We start from the raw sequence: 14,172 nt of genomic DNA, 5'->3' as shown, positions 1-14,172 counted from the left end.
TTAAGATTTGTTTAGATCTAAAATAGCGTCCATAGCAACCTTTGCATCATCAAAATCGTAAACTTGATCGCCGACGATTTGATATGTCTCATGACCTTTACCCGCTATTAAGACTGTATCGCCTTTTTTCGCATTGGCAATTGCAAAAAAGATGGCTTGTTTGCGATTCACAAAACTATGATAATATGCGTCTGGCACCCCATTTTCCATATCCTTTAAAATAGCTGAAGGATCTTCGCTTCTTGGATTGTCTGATGTAAATACAGGTTCATCTGCATACTTCACAGCGATTTGGGCCATTTGAGGACGCTTTGTTTTATCACGGTCACCGCCGCAGCCTATCACACAGAAAATTTTGCCCTCTGTTAATTCTCTACACGTTGTCAGGACATTTTCTAAGCTGTCAGGTGTATGGGCGTAATCGACAATAACAGGAAAATCTTGATCACAGTTCACAAGTTCAAATCGGCCTTTGACTCCCTCCAGCTCTTCAATAGCACTTACAATCGTTTCAAATGTTAAGCCAGATACGATCCCTACTGATACAGCTGCTAGGATGTTGTACACATTAAACTTACCGATGAGGGCAACTGTCACATTTTTTGTGCCAATTGGAGTGATCAAATCAAATTGAGTTCCCTTCGGTTTGATTTGAATATTCTTTGCCATCACATCTGCTTTTTGCTCTAAGCCATATGTCATGACTTCAGCAGCTGTAACTTTTTCATAATAACTCGAAGCGTCATCATCTGCATTTAAAATCGCATGCTTTGGCTTATCGTGATGAAAGGCACTGCCAAGCTGTGAAAATAGCAAGCTTTTCGCATGTTTATATTCTTCCATTGTGTTGTGGTAATCAAGATGGTCCTGCGAAAGGTTTGTGAAAACGGCAATATCATAATCACATCCATGTACCCTGCCAAGATGCAGTGCATGTGATGAAACTTCCATAATGGCTGTGTCTACATCTTGGTCAAGCATCTGTTTAAAGGTTTTCTGAAGTGTGACACTTTCAGGTGTAGTGTTTTTCACATCGAGAATGTCATCATTCACCTTCATATACATTGTACCGATTAAGCCTGTTTTCTTTTCAGCTTTTCTCATCATTTGTTCAATCATGTGTGTTGTCGAAGTTTTTCCGTTTGTTCCTGTGATCCCGATGAGATTCAGCTTATGAGTTGGCTGCTCGTAAAACGCATCAGCTATTCTTGCAAGAGCTCTTTGAGAGTGTTTTACAATAATGACTGGTACATCTGATATGTTAAGAGGGTGTTCTGCTACAATCGCTGCAGCCCCGCTTTTCACCGCTTTTTCAGCATAATCGTGTCCATCTACTGTATAGCCTTTTATACAGACAAAAAGGCTTCCTTTTTTCACCTCTCTTGAATCCATTTCAATGGAAGTGATATCAGGATTTTCGTTTATTAATTCGTCATTTTCACTTTTAAAGTATGTAAGGAGTTCTTGTAATTTCATTTCATATCAAACCTCTCAAATTCGTTCACGTGCATGTCTTGTGAAAAAAACACACAGTCTATATTTTATCGTAAAAAAAAGGATACATCCAGCGTATTCCTTAAGTTTCTCTTGGAAAAAACACACTTTAGGCTCTTTTTTTCAAACAGACCTTCTCTTTCAACAAAAAGAGGCAGCCGAATGAGTGCGGCTACCCTCTGTTCATTCTTTATTATTCATCGTTTAAGTATAATCTGATGGTGGAGCCTTCCTTGACCTTTGTCCCGGCAGCAGGTGATTGCTTCACCACTTTACTGCCCGTTCCAGAAGCATCGATCTTAAGGTTAATCAGTAAGGATTCAAGGTCTGAAACAGATCCCCCTACAAGATTCGGTACTTCAATGGTTTTTGTGTCCAGCCACTGGTACTTCTTTTCAATTTGTCCTTTTCTTTTTTTCACACCCATCTCAGGCAGGCTGTCCCGCATAATATGACCCACAATTGGTGCAGCAACTGTCCCGCCAAATTGAATAGTGCCTTTCGGGTTATCTACAGCCACATATACAACGATACTTGGATCATCAGCAGGCGCAAACCCGATAAACGACACAATGTGGTTATTTTCCATGTACTTGCCGTCTTTTACTTTCTGTGCTGTCCCTGTTTTTCCGCCAACTCGATATCCTTCAACAAATGCATTTCGGCCAGTTCCTTGAGCGACTACACTTTCAAGCGCATATCTGATTTCTTTGGATGTTTCTGCTGAAATCACTTTCTTTTTGGCAATCGGTGATTGCTTTTTCAGTACCTCTTTTGTGATTGGATCTATCCATTCTTTTGCAATGTACGGCGTGTAAAGTGTTCCGCCATTTACCGCAGCTGCTACGGCAGCTACTTGCTGTATCGGCGTAACAGATACACCTTGACCAAAGGCAGTTGTCGCCTGCTCTACAGGACCAACCCGGTCCAGCGGGAACAAAATACCTCGTCCTTCCCCTTGAAGATCGATTCCTGTTTTTTGGCCAAACCCGAAATTTTTAATATAGGAAAATAATTTATCCTTTCCTAGACGGTCGCCTAGTTCAACAAAACCGGGGTTACAGGAGTTTTGAACCACTTCTAAAAATGACTGTGATCCGTGGCCGCCTTTTTTCCAGCACCTAAGTCTTGCACCATCAACTGTCACAGAACCGCTGTCAAAAAAATGATCACGTTTTAAATTGACTTTTTTCTCTTCTAGTGCTGCTGCAAGCGTAATAATTTTAAACGTCGAACCTGGCTCATATGTGCTCCACACCGGTAGATTTCGGTTAAACACTTTCGAGTCAACTGATTGATAATCCGCTGGATCAAAATCCGGTCTGCTCGACATCCCAAGCACTTCACCGTTCTTCGGGTTCATCGCAATTGCAATCATCCCATCTGGGTTATATTTTGCCTGCGCATTGTCTAATTCCCGTTCTATAATGGTTTGCACCTTCGCATCGACAGTTAACTTCATATCAAGACCATCTTTAGGCGGTGTATAATCATCTGCTTCATCTGGCATTTTCTGCCCTTTTGCATCGGAATAGAACTTCACAGAGCCTTTTTCACCTTTTAGGTCATCATCATAATAGGCTTCCAGTCCAAGTAACCCTTGATTATCAATTCCAGCGAAGCCCAGCACATGAGAAAGAAAACTGCCAAACGGATAGTGTCTGATGCTGTCTTCTGCAACATAAACACCATCTAAATCAAGCTCTCTGACTTCTTTTGCTTTTTCATGAGATACTTTTCTCCCTTCTGGAGAAATTCGTTCGATGGATGTTTTCTTTGTGACGTGCTTGTACGCTTTCTCTTCAGACATATTCAGTACTGCCGCCAGTTTTTTGCTTGTTTCTGCCGGATCTTTAATTTGCCGCGGGACGACCAATATAGATGGGGCACTTTTGTTCGTCGCAAGCTCTACCCCATTTCGGTCCAAAATATCTCCCCTTTCTGGTTCGAACGGGAGGTTCCGGCTCCATGAATCTTTTGCTAAGCTTGTGAGCTTCTCGCCCATAATAAACTGTACATATCCTAATCTAGTATCTATGATGAAAAAAATGATCACCCCAAACAGCAGCACGAAAAGCAATCGTTTTCTCACTGTTACACTTGATACTCGCACGCCTGGTTCACTCCTTACATACATATGGCTTGTTTCCATCATATGCAGGCCCGTCCTTATGTAGAACGTCTCGTCTATCCCGCTCGGCAAAAGAAAAAACCTAGCAAGTGGTTTGCTAGGTTTTGCAGTTAATTCGGACTTTTAAATGTCACAGTGACGACTTCATCTGAAATCTCCGATCCTCTTTTCACACTTTGTTTGACAGCATATCCTTGTCCCTTTGTTTCGATATGCACACCGGAAATGGATGCATATTGAAGGACTTCCCGTCTCGACCAGCCTGTCATATCAGGCATTTTTATCGTTTTTCCTGCTGTTTTCAAGAAAACTTTCTGGCTTTCAGAGAATTCAGAGCCTGCACTTGGCCACTGTCGTTTAATGGAGAGGCCGTCGCCGATGACAACAGGCGTTAAGTTTTTGTTTTTGGCTTCTGTTTCCGCCTGCTTCACTTCTAAATCTAAGAATGAAGGCATTGTTTCTTGCTTCACTTTTTGTTCGCCTGATTTTTTATCGTCTGTTTTTGTTGGTGCAATATTTAAATATAGCAGACTATTTTTCATCACTGGGTTAAAAATTTGTGCAACTGGGGCAGAGCCAGTTTCTGTGTCAGACAGCTGCGGCTGCTGTACAGCTACATAAACGAGCAGCTTCGGATCATCTTTTGGCGCCATTCCCATAAATGAAAAGACGTAATCGTTTCTTCCTTTGAGATAACCGCCGGCACCGCCAATTTGTCCTGTTCCTGTTTTCCCAGCAACGTCAAATCCTTTGATTTGGTAAGGCTGGCCTGTTCCAATCTTCGAGGAAACCACCTCACCTAAAATGTCACGGACTTGCTTTGCTGTATCAGAGGAAATTGGCTTTCCAGCTACTGTTGGTTCGTGCTGTAAAATTGTTTTGTTTGTGTTCGGGTCTGTAATATGATCAATGACATATGGCTTCATCATCGTTCCGCCGTTTGCTATCGCTGTCGCTGCTTCTATTTGTTGAATCGGTGTAATGGCAGACGCTTGACCGTAAGCCGTCGATGCTTTGTCATATTCGTATCTGTAATTGATTTTACTAGACGCTTCGTTCGGCAAGTCAATACCTGTTTTGTCATAGAAATGGAACTTCTGCAAATATTGTTCGTAGCGCGTGAAGCCTAGTTTTTCTTTTGCCAGCTTTGCAAAAGCTACGTTAGACGAACGGAGAACACCTTCATGAAAGTCAATTTTTCCCCAGCCATTTCCATTGTTGTGGTCTCTTACAAGGCCTCCTCCTACTTTATAAGTACCAGATTGATATTTATCATTGCCTTGGTAGACCCCTTCTTGGATTGCTGCAGCAAGTGTGAAGATTTTCATCGTTGAACCTGGTTCAAACGCATATGAAATGACATCATTGTTATAATTCGTAATGTCTAATTCATTTAAATTAAAGCTTGGCCGCTGTCCCATCGCGAGCACCTTTCCCGTTTTTGGGTCAACGACTGTGGCAATGATTTTCTTCGGTTTATATTTTTTGGCAACCTGCGTCATACTTTCTTCAAGGAACGCCTGGATTTTTTGATCGATGGTCAGCGTGACATTTTTCCCATCCTTCGGAGCGACAATGTCTTCTTTACTATTTGGAAGAGCCCATCCGCTTCTGTCACTGTTATATGTCACATAGCCGTCTTTTTCTTTTAAAAATTTGTTCAGCGCCTTCTCAAGTCCCATCGCGCCTGACATGTCCTTCGTTGCCTCATCTAATCTTGCATAACCGATCAGATTCGACGCAAACATGCCGTTTGGATAATATCGCTTCGTGTCTTTTTCAAATGCGATCCCTGGAAGCTTTAGCTTTTCAATTTTTTCCTTTGTTGAAAAACTGATGTCTTTCCCAGCTTTACCAAACTCCACTTGGAACGCACCTTTAGTATTCAGACGCTTTAAAATTTCGCTTTCACTCATATCAATGACTTTTGACAGCTCTTTTGCTGTCTTTTCTTTGTCGACGACATGCATCGGGTGCTTTGGGTCGACTGTCATTTTCTTGCTCATGACCGCAATGAGCTTATAAACAGACGTATCCTCTGCAATCACATTTCCATTTCGGTCTAAAATAGACCCTCTTTTGGCTTCAAGTGTTTTCTTCGATTGATATTGTTCATTTGCCTTTGCGGCTAACACTTGGCCATCGACCGTTCCTGTAATCTGAATATAGATAAAACGTGCAAGGATGATAAAGAAAAACAGGGCGAAGCAAATACTCGCAATTGCCGCGCCTCTGTTCATCATTTTATTCTTTTTAGGCATCGCCATCTTAATCGACCTTCTTAACATCTTTCGAAATGCTTAAGCCTGCTTTTTTCGCAGTATCAATGACTCTCTCCGGTTCACTCAGCAAGTCTTTTTCTTTTTGAAGCTCAGTGATCTTCTTCGATTCTAAAGATACTTGCTGTTCTAATTTCTGGACTTCAATATTAGCGTGATAGACAGCAAAGGCTTTAGAAATGATGAGAATGGAGCTGCACATAAGAGCCATGACAAACATGACAAGTAAGATTTTTTCACCAAGTGTGATAGAACCTCTTCTTTTAATAACAACCGATTGGCCTTGCTGCTCTGTTTGATATTGTTTTACTTCTCTTTGGTAAGCCAAATTACTCATAAGAAACCTCCTTTTTATCATCATCTATGGTGTCGTTTTACTTTTTTTCTGCAATTCGGAGCTTCGCTGAACGGGCACGGTTGTTATGTTCCAGCTCTTGTTCTGATGCAACGATTGGTTTTCTCGTGATCAGCTTCAGCTTTGGTTCAAGTCCTTCTGGAATCACTGGTAGTCCGTGCGGAAGTTCTGGAAGAGAAGACATTTCTTTAAATGTACTTTTACAAATCCGGTCTTCAAGTGAATGGAATGTAATGACAGAAATTCTCCCCTTCGGATTGAGTAACTCTATTGCTTGTTCTAGTGCTTCTTCAAAAACTTTCAATTCATCATTTACGGCAATTCGGATCGCTTGAAACACTCTTTTTGCTGGATGTCCGCCAGTTCGTCTTGCAGGTGCGGGAATTCCTTCTTTGATAATGTCGACAAGCTCACCTGTAGTTTCAATTGGTCCTTTTTTTCTAGCTTCTTCAATTTTGCGTGCGATTTGCTTGCTGAATTTTTCTTCCCCATATTTGTAGAAAATCCGAACTAGATCTTCAAATGGCCATTCATTCACCACTTGTTTTGCCGACAATGCGGCTGTTTGATCCATTCGCATGTCAAGAGGTGCATCATGGTGATAACTAAAGCCTCTCTCTGGTGTGTCGAGCTGAGGAGATGAAACCCCAAGGTCAAAAATCACACCGTCTACGCTTGTAATACCTTGTTCATTCAGACGTTCTTTTAAATATCGGAAGTTGCTTTTTATGAAAAGAATGTTCGCTTTAGAATCCGCGAGCTTCTCTCGTGCATGATCCAGTGCAGCATCGTCTTGGTCAAATCCAATCAATGTACCTTTTTCTGATAGTTGAGATAGTAAATATGAGCTATGACCTGCTCCGCCTAGCGTGCAGTCTACATATGTACCGTCTTCTTTGACGTTTAAACCGTCAACTGTTTCTTTTAATAATACTGTCTCATGTTGGAACATGATGTTATGGTCCCACCTTTTTCAAATAGAAATGAATGTGTAGAAAGCTTGCTGCACAAGGGATTATTATATATCAAATCCAATCATGTTTTCAGCAATTTCAGCAAAAGAATCTTCTTGCTCTTCTGTATATTGTTCCCAGATCGACTTACTCCACAACTCAATTCGATTTGAAACGCCGATGACCACACATTCTTTTTCGAGTTTTGCATATTGGAGTAGGTTTGATGCGATGTTAATACGCCCCTGCTTGTCCAGATCGCATTCAACTGCGCCAGAGAAGAAGAACCGGGTAAACGCACGTGCATCTTTTTTCGTTAGCGGCAGTGCTTTGAGTTTCTCTTCGATTAGTTTCCACTCACTCATAGGGTAGCCAAATAAACATTGATCAAGCCCTCTCGTCAGCACAAACTGTTCTCCGAGACCGTCTCTAAATTTAGCAGGGATGATCATGCGCCCTTTTGTATCAATCGTATGTTGGTATTCACCCATGAACATGATAATCAGAGCCCCACTTTCTCACCCTTACTCTCCACTATCCACCACTTCTCTCCACAAAACTTATTTTACACTGTTTCTACATAAAAAAAAACCCTGAACTAGTCAGGGTTCATTAAAACTTTATTTCAAAGTTTGACAATTTGCTGCTTGTTTTGAAATGAAAATGGCAGATTTTTGAACGTTTTGAAGAATTCTGGACCATATTTGTTTAAAAAGTACATGATATTCCAAATTCTTTCTTGCGGGGCATCTAATGGTTTTAAGCTGTTTTCAATCCGTTCAAAATCTCGAAGGATATATCCTTCCTTCTCTTCCACACGCTGCGCCACCTTTTGATAAACAAATTGAAGCTGGTCTTCGATAAATTTGGCATTTTTATCTAGCAGCTGTTCGAAGTTTGGTTCAACCTCCAGTGCTTCTTGCCTCAGTACGCCATGAACATTCGCTAATTCACGTTTCGCCTGATCAACGGCTTGAACAAAGCTGTCTGGAAGGCTTTGCTCAAAGTGAGCCTCTTTCTTTTCTTTTACTCCGTTTGTGAGCACTTCTTCAAGAGAAAGTTCTCTGACCGGCAGCTTCTTATCGATGTGCCTTTCAAGAATGGTCACGTGCAGTCTTGGAAGAACGGGTGCCATCTTTAATTCAAAATGCTCAAAAATTCCTTTCAGTTCTCCCCAATAGTTGACTTCACCGTGGCCTGCCATAAAAGCAAGTGTTGGGAGAAGGGTTTCCTGCATTAAGGGACGCGTCACCACATTGTTGCTGAACCGTTCTGGGTGCTCCTCAATTTCCTGCAAAAGCTCTTCTTTTGTCCACGTAAGCCCCACTTCTGATATAGAAAACTGGCCGTTTTCTTTTTCAATAAGGAAACGCTCTTCATCATATTCGTAAAACAGGTTCGCCTGATTGTCACCAGCTTCTATGATAGGCTGATATCCCGCTCGTTTCATGGCAGCCTGCGTTTCATTCAAACGAGCTGTGACCGCATCATTTGTCTCAACAATATGCTTGAATAACGTACGCTCAAGTGGTTTGACGCCTAAGTCTCCTGAATTAAATAGAAGCAGTCCATCTTCTTCAAAAAGGTCGCATACAATCCATTCAAAGAAATCCGTAAATGTTTGTGATTTGCGTAAACATCGAAGAAGCTGATCAAGCAAGTCATTTGTATACGCAGATTCTTCATATGTTGAAAACACATCGCGGAGCCATTTCTCTGTTTTTTCTTGATGCAGAGGTGTTCTTTTGGCAGCAGTTTTTTTGACGTTATGTAATGGCAGCTTTTGCTTGACTGGACCTTTTTCGCCAGATGTGTAGACAAAATTAATTTCATCTACGTCATGATCCTCACCTGCTACCCAAAAGACTGGAATCACAGGAACGCCAAGCACTGATTCTTTTTCTTTTGCGAACTGAATAATGGATATGATTTTATGTATGGTATAAAGCGGTCCTGTCAGTAGGCCTGCCTGCTGTCCTCCAACCACCATGACACTCCGTTCATCACGGATCTTTTCAATGTTCTGACGCATCGCTGTCGATTCAAACTTTGCGTGGTATGCGCTCATATAATCCGCTAAAGCCTCGCGCGGGAAGCTCATTTCCATGAGATCGTCGTATCTTTTTTTCCATGTGTGCTCAGAATGTATATCATAATCAAAAAAAGCAGTCATCTCTTTTTTTTCTTCTATATAATCACGTATGAATAAATTCTGACTTCGGATGGAAAGTTCAGTCAATTGCATGTTTAGAACTTCCTTTCTTCAATAAATAGTTAGTTTCCCGAAAAAAGTATAGCATGTAAATGAGCTCACTCAAAAGATTTTGTTTGCTTTTTTTCCAATACTTCCAAGCTTCGATTGAAGAAAGTAAGATGTGGCGCCAGAATTTCTTGAGCTTGAGCCTTTTTTAAAAGATAGCCAACGATGGCTTTTCTTTCGGTTTCACGGCCTTTGACGATATCTTGAAGCATTGACGATTGATTGGCGGCCGTTTTCTTACAAATGGAAACGACGTGTGACCAGAGCCGCTCTTTTTCAGCCAGACCTAGAATGGACAATGCTTCCTCAAATGCACATTTCATCATGTATTCATATGCAGGAGTTGCGATCAATTCTCCATTTTTCACATGCAATAAAGCCGTGAGCGGGTTAATACAGACATTGACCAGCAGTTTTTCCTCCAGCACTTTTTTCCATTCATCCGTATAAATCATCTGAAATTGGGCCGGCGTTTCATTCAAAGCATTTCTCACATCAGCTGCATCCTCAGGATGAAAAGCCCCCCACTTGATGACACCAATCCCTGTATGGTTTACTGCATGATCTGATACCTTCATCGCCCCGTGCTCTACAACACCGATATATATCGAATGCGGCGTGTCCCAGTTTTCTAAATCTAATAAGTGGGCCATGCCATTTTGTAAAAATAAGATTCGTTGACGAGGTAATGTGGATAGTTCATCAAGCACCTCTTGCAGCTGGTGATATTTCACCGTCACAATCAGCAGATCAAATACTCCTGTAATCCCTGCCCTTGCCTCCGCAGACGCCAGGAATGTGTCTCCTTTTACCGTTCGCTTAATACCTGATGTTCGAATCTTCTCTGCTTGTTCTTTTCTTCTTGTCAAAACAGTGATGTCATGATGCTGTGATAAATAACTGGCACAAAGCAGACCAATCGCACCGCCGCCAATGATTCCAATGTTCAACTGCCGCACTTCCCTTTTTCTGTTTACTTCATCATATCAACCATTTTAACAGTTTCAAGCCGCGATGCAAAAAGCAGATGGCGCGCCGCGATTGAATTTTTTTAATTTAAAAACTATAATAATAAGTGTAAAAACTTTTTGAGGCGGATGGGATGAAAACGCCTTCAACGACATCACTGTCAACATTATGTGTGTAAGGGGGAAGATCATATGACACAAGTAAAACGACTTCTAATCAATTACAAAACTTTAGAGGAATTTAAACAATTTAAGGAATATGGCATACAAGAACTATCCATGCTTGAAGACCTTGAAAGTAATATGATTGAAAATGACAGCAACTCTCCATTTTACGGGATTTATTTTGGAGATAAGCTGGTTGCACGTATGAGCCTTTATCAAGTGGACGGCTCGACGACAACGTATTTTGACCACAATCATGATTATTTAGAGCTGTGGAAGCTGGAAGTGCTTCCTGGGTATCAGCGTAAAGGGTACGGCGAGGCACTTGTTGATTTCGCCAAATCTTTCGGACTGCCAATCCGGACCAATCCACGCGTCAAATCTGCTGGTTTTTGGGATAAAATGGGCTTTGAAGCGGTAAAATATGATATGGAACGCGACAAAGGTGAAAATCCACTCATCTGGGAACCTGCCCATATTCAAAAGAATACAGGTGAATCCGCTTAATCACTGATGGCAAAACGCCCCTCCTTTCTCTGTGAGGGGCGTTTTCTTATTTAGCATATTCTTTTAAGTTGATATTCTGTTTGACTCTTTCAACAATCCCAATAAGTGCCCGGTAGTCTTCTTCTGTCATTTTTAATTGCCGCTTCAAATGTTCATTTTCTTCTGTGAGCGACTTCAGTTGATGCTGCGTGTCCGCCAGTTCTTCGCGTAAATAAGCTGAGCCAGCCGGTTCTTTTTCAAGCTTCTCTAAAAACTGAATCACTTCTCGCAAGGTCAATTCAGCCTGATCTGAAGATGCCTTCTCTTCTATGGTTAGCGTATTTTGCGGTAAACCCGAGGAATGAATTCCAATCTTTTTACGCAGTTCTTTCCGCTGTTTTTTCGCCAGCTCAATGCCTGCCTGATATTGTTTTCTGACGTATGAGTTCCATCTGAATCCACATGCTGCCGCTGTTCTTGACAATGCTTTCCCGACTTCCTCAAATGCGGAAAGCTGCGTTCCTCCATCTCGAATATGCCTTAAGACGACTTCTGCTAAAAGTAAATCTTCATCTTGTGTCCATGCGTCCTGCCTTGTAATCGTCAATTGATCATCCCCCCTGAATCTGAATACCACATCATATGCGCTTACTAGAGTAGATAGACTATTTGCAGGAGAGAAACCTAAAAAATAGACAAATAAAAAAACGCAAGGGAAGATTCCCTTACGCTTTTTTATCAAGCATTAGTTGCTTTTTACGTCTTTGCCTTTGTATGTTCCGCAAGATTTGCAGACACGATGAGAAATTTTCATTTCACCGCATTCTGGGCAAGCTACCATACCAGGTACTTGTAGTTTGAAATGCGTACGACGCAATCTTTTTTTCATTTTAGAAGTTCTTCTAAAAGGTACAGCCATTATTCCCACCTCCTTAAAGAGTTAAGATTCATTATTTTCTTCTAAGAGCTTCTTCAAGCCTTCCAGACGCGGATCAATTCGGTTTTGATGTGCATCTTCCGAAATGACCGCCCAGTCATTCCCTTCCTGTGGCGCAGCACCTTTTACGTCTGTTTGGTCGCAAAAGATTTGCATCGGCACTTCAAGAAGAATTTCTTCCTTGACTATAGGCGTTAAGTCGATGATATCGTCTTCTACAACAGATACGTCTTCATCTTCTATATCGTCTGTCTTATGAAGTACAAATAGTTCTTTCGTTGAAATCGCAAATGGATAATTTACATCAACAAGCGTTCTTGAACAAGGCAGTGTCATTTCACCTGTGATGGTTAAATCAAATGCGACTTGCTTTGATTCGATCACTCCAGTCCCTTTCACCTCTACCGGTGAAATACGACGTATATCTGAATGAAGGCTAGTAAGTTCATTTAAGTCAACCGTCTCATGAAAATCGAAGCTGTTTTTAGCTTTTTGATGTAACTGATAAACTGTCCATTTCAATTGTATCACCTCTAAGAGCAACAAACATGATTATAGCTTTCATCATGCTATTTGTCAATATTTTTTCTTTACAGTCCTTTGTGATGTCAGAGCGTTGTTTGACATCAGTTCACGGAATGCCTACACTGAAAAAAATGGGCTTCATTTTTCCCTTATGCTACTGTAGCATAGACCATTTAACCATAGCAAGAAAGGCGGAACATCTATTGAAAGCAACAGGAGTTGTTGTCGAGTACAATCCATTTCATTATGGACATGCCTATCATGTTCGCCAGGCGAAAACACATACCTCCTCAGATGTAGCCATTGCCGTCATGAGCGGATCCTTTCTCCAGCGCGGAGAGCCCGCTATCGTCTCAAAATGGGCACGAACAAAAATGGCATTGCAAAACGGTGTAGACATCGTGTGTGAGCTTCCATACATATATGCAGTGCAAAAGGCAGAAACCTTTGCAAACGGCGCTGTGTCTATTCTAGATGCTTTAAAATGCCGCTCCCTTTTTTTCGGAAGTGAGGACGGAGACATCAAAGCATTTGAGCGAACAGCGCACGCTTGGCATGAGAAAAAAGAAGAAATCGACCTTTTCACAAAAGCAAAGGTAAAAGAAGGTCTTAGTTATCCGGCTGCCGCTGCCGCTGCGTTTCAAGAGGTCATTGATCCGAAACACTTACTGGATCTGTCTAGGCCTAATAACATTTTAGGCTTCCATTATGTCAAAGCCATCTTAGAGAGATCTCCTCACATAGAGCCCTTTACCTCTCAAAGAATTGCATCCGGTTATCATGATCAAGAGCTTCCTAAACATCAGAAAATCGCAAGCGCTACAAGCATCCGAAAAGCCTTAAAAGAGAATGGGTCATTTGAAACTGTCGCCTCTTATCTCCCGGCAGCCTCGCTTAAGCAATTACATGACTATTATTCTTCTTATGATCTTTTACATACGCAAGAAGACTATTTCAGCTTCTTAAAACATGTGTTTCACACAATGGATACAGCAGAACTAGAAGGCATCTATGAAATTGAAGAAGGCATCGAACACCGCATGCAAAAGGCGATCACACATGCGTCCTCCTACGAGGAATATCTATCACTTGTGAAAACAAAACGATATACGTGGACAAGGCTGCAGCGGATGAATACGCACCTTTTAATGAGGGTGAAGAAAACGGTCATGCATGAGCTGCTAAAGGAGAAACAAGCACCATACATTCGTTTACTTGGTATGTCAAAGAAAGGTCAGCAATACTTATCTCTTGTAAAAAAGGAATTGGACGTACCGCTTGTCAGCAAGCTGTCTTCCTTTTCACATCCTGCCCTTGATCTTGACATTCGCGCTTCCCGCGTCTTCAGCCTTCCCATCAGCGAACCAATGCAAACAAAGTTAACAGAAGCAGAATTTAAAACCTCACCGATCCGCTATGATGAAGAGACTGGTCTCTTCCAATCTCGATAAAAAAAGCAGCCTAAGGCTGCTCTCTGATTGTTGACAAAGGGCTAAAAGGATCTTTATTTTAGTCCTTTGTCCTCTTTTCAGCGTGATAGAAAACCTTTGAAGTCTAGAAAGGGCGAGCACCGGAACGGAGCGAATTTGACATTCGTGAGTACCGGCGCAGAGACCTGA

The 14,172-nt window shown here is 41.6% G+C and carries 13 protein-coding genes; 2 read left to right on the top strand and 11 right to left on the bottom strand.

What is annotated here, in order from left to right; genetic code table 11:
- The 8 genes from NST65_RS07195 to NST65_RS07160 form a co-directional block, all read right to left on the bottom strand.
- Positions 1-1,476, bottom strand: coding sequence for a UDP-N-acetylmuramoyl-L-alanyl-D-glutamate--2,6-diaminopimelate ligase (locus NST65_RS07195; RefSeq protein ID WP_034281683.1), 1,476 nt, complete (start codon positions 1,474-1,476; stop codon positions 1-3).
- 211 nt (positions 1,477-1,687) lie between these two features.
- A complete protein-coding gene (locus NST65_RS07190; RefSeq protein WP_111927331.1) occupies positions 1,688-3,607 on the bottom strand; it encodes a stage V sporulation protein D in 1,920 nt (639 codons plus the stop codon).
- A 128-nt stretch (positions 3,608-3,735) separates the two neighbouring features.
- On the bottom strand, positions 3,736-5,886 hold the full coding sequence (locus NST65_RS07185; RefSeq protein ID WP_034281955.1) for a penicillin-binding protein: 2,151 nt from the start codon (positions 5,884-5,886) through the stop codon (positions 3,736-3,738).
- Between the two features lie 7 nt (positions 5,887-5,893).
- Positions 5,894-6,241 carry a cell division protein FtsL gene (gene ftsL / locus NST65_RS07180; protein WP_024424265.1) on the bottom strand — a complete coding sequence of 116 codons (348 nt, stop codon included), beginning with the start codon at positions 6,239-6,241 and terminating at the stop codon, positions 5,894-5,896.
- Positions 6,242-6,278: 37 nt separating this feature from the next.
- Positions 6,279-7,211, bottom strand: a complete 933-nt coding sequence (rsmH, locus tag NST65_RS07175) for a 16S rRNA (cytosine(1402)-N(4))-methyltransferase RsmH (RefSeq protein WP_034281682.1) — start codon at positions 7,209-7,211, stop codon at positions 6,279-6,281.
- A 66-nt stretch (positions 7,212-7,277) separates the two neighbouring features.
- Positions 7,278-7,709 carry a division/cell wall cluster transcriptional repressor MraZ gene (gene mraZ / locus NST65_RS07170; RefSeq protein WP_003211163.1) on the bottom strand — a complete coding sequence of 144 codons (432 nt, stop codon included), beginning with the start codon at positions 7,707-7,709 and terminating at the stop codon, positions 7,278-7,280.
- A gap of 128 nt (positions 7,710-7,837) precedes the next feature.
- Complete coding sequence (gene bshC, locus NST65_RS07165; RefSeq protein ID WP_034281681.1) at positions 7,838-9,457, bottom strand: bacillithiol biosynthesis cysteine-adding enzyme BshC; 1,620 nt, start codon at positions 9,455-9,457, stop codon at positions 7,838-7,840.
- Between the two features lie 65 nt (positions 9,458-9,522).
- Entirely contained in the window at positions 9,523-10,422 is a 900-nt protein-coding gene (locus NST65_RS07160; protein WP_034281680.1) for a 2-dehydropantoate 2-reductase, read from the bottom strand.
- Between the two features lie 210 nt (positions 10,423-10,632).
- Between NST65_RS07160 and NST65_RS07155 the strand changes: the two genes are divergently transcribed.
- On the top strand, positions 10,633-11,112 hold the full coding sequence (locus NST65_RS07155) for an N-acetyltransferase (protein ID WP_007499784.1): 480 nt from the start codon (positions 10,633-10,635) through the stop codon (positions 11,110-11,112).
- A 46-nt stretch (positions 11,113-11,158) separates the two neighbouring features.
- Here the strand turns inward: NST65_RS07155 and gerR are convergent, their stop codons facing one another.
- The 3 genes from gerR to NST65_RS07140 all read right to left on the bottom strand — a co-directional run bounded on the left by gerR (position 11,159) and on the right by NST65_RS07140 (position 12,550).
- Entirely contained in the window at positions 11,159-11,698 is a 540-nt protein-coding gene (gene gerR, locus NST65_RS07150) for a sporulation-specific transcriptional regulator GerR (RefSeq protein ID WP_034281678.1), read from the bottom strand.
- Between the two features lie 138 nt (positions 11,699-11,836).
- Positions 11,837-12,010, bottom strand: coding sequence for a 50S ribosomal protein L32 (gene rpmF / locus NST65_RS07145; RefSeq protein ID WP_008354700.1), 174 nt, complete (start codon positions 12,008-12,010; stop codon positions 11,837-11,839).
- A gap of 21 nt (positions 12,011-12,031) precedes the next feature.
- Entirely contained in the window at positions 12,032-12,550 is a 519-nt protein-coding gene (locus NST65_RS07140) for a DUF177 domain-containing protein (protein ID WP_019743276.1), read from the bottom strand.
- Positions 12,551-12,756: 206 nt separating this feature from the next.
- Between NST65_RS07140 and NST65_RS07135 the strand changes: the two genes are divergently transcribed.
- Positions 12,757-14,004, top strand: a complete 1,248-nt coding sequence (locus NST65_RS07135) for a nucleotidyltransferase (protein ID WP_046312219.1) — start codon at positions 12,757-12,759, stop codon at positions 14,002-14,004.
- Positions 14,005-14,172: the final 168 nt, after the last annotated feature.

The organism is Bacillus sp. FSL P4-0248 (assembly GCF_038593305.1).
Taxonomy (GTDB): Bacteria; Bacillota; Bacilli; order Bacillales; family Bacillaceae; genus Bacillus; species Bacillus safensis.
Note: the sequence above shows the minus strand (reverse complement) of the source record. Positions and strands in the feature narration are given on the sequence as shown.

What these genes read in the sequence shown, in the direction of transcription:
- ftsL (WP_024424265.1), bottom strand. Translation starts at nt 6,241, where the DNA reads ATGAGTAATTTGGCTTACCAAAGAGAAGTAAAACAATATCAAACAGAG.
- bshC (WP_034281681.1), bottom strand. Translation starts at nt 9,457, where the DNA reads ATGCAATTGACTGAACTTTCCATCCGAAGTCAGAATTTATTCATACGT.
- NST65_RS07155 (WP_007499784.1), top strand. Translation starts at nt 10,633, where the DNA reads ATGACACAAGTAAAACGACTTCTAATCAATTACAAAACTTTAGAGGAA.
- mraZ (WP_003211163.1), bottom strand. Translation starts at nt 7,709, where the DNA reads ATGTTCATGGGTGAATACCAACATACGATTGATACAAAAGGGCGCATG.
- NST65_RS07185 (WP_034281955.1), bottom strand. Translation starts at nt 5,886, where the DNA reads ATGCCTAAAAAGAATAAAATGATGAACAGAGGCGCGGCAATTGCGAGT.
- rpmF (WP_008354700.1), bottom strand. Translation starts at nt 12,010, where the DNA reads ATGGCTGTACCTTTTAGAAGAACTTCTAAAATGAAAAAAAGATTGCGT.
- rsmH (WP_034281682.1), bottom strand. Translation starts at nt 7,211, where the DNA reads ATGTTCCAACATGAGACAGTATTATTAAAAGAAACAGTTGACGGTTTA.
- NST65_RS07195 (WP_034281683.1), bottom strand. Translation starts at nt 1,476, where the DNA reads ATGAAATTACAAGAACTCCTTACATACTTTAAAAGTGAAAATGACGAA.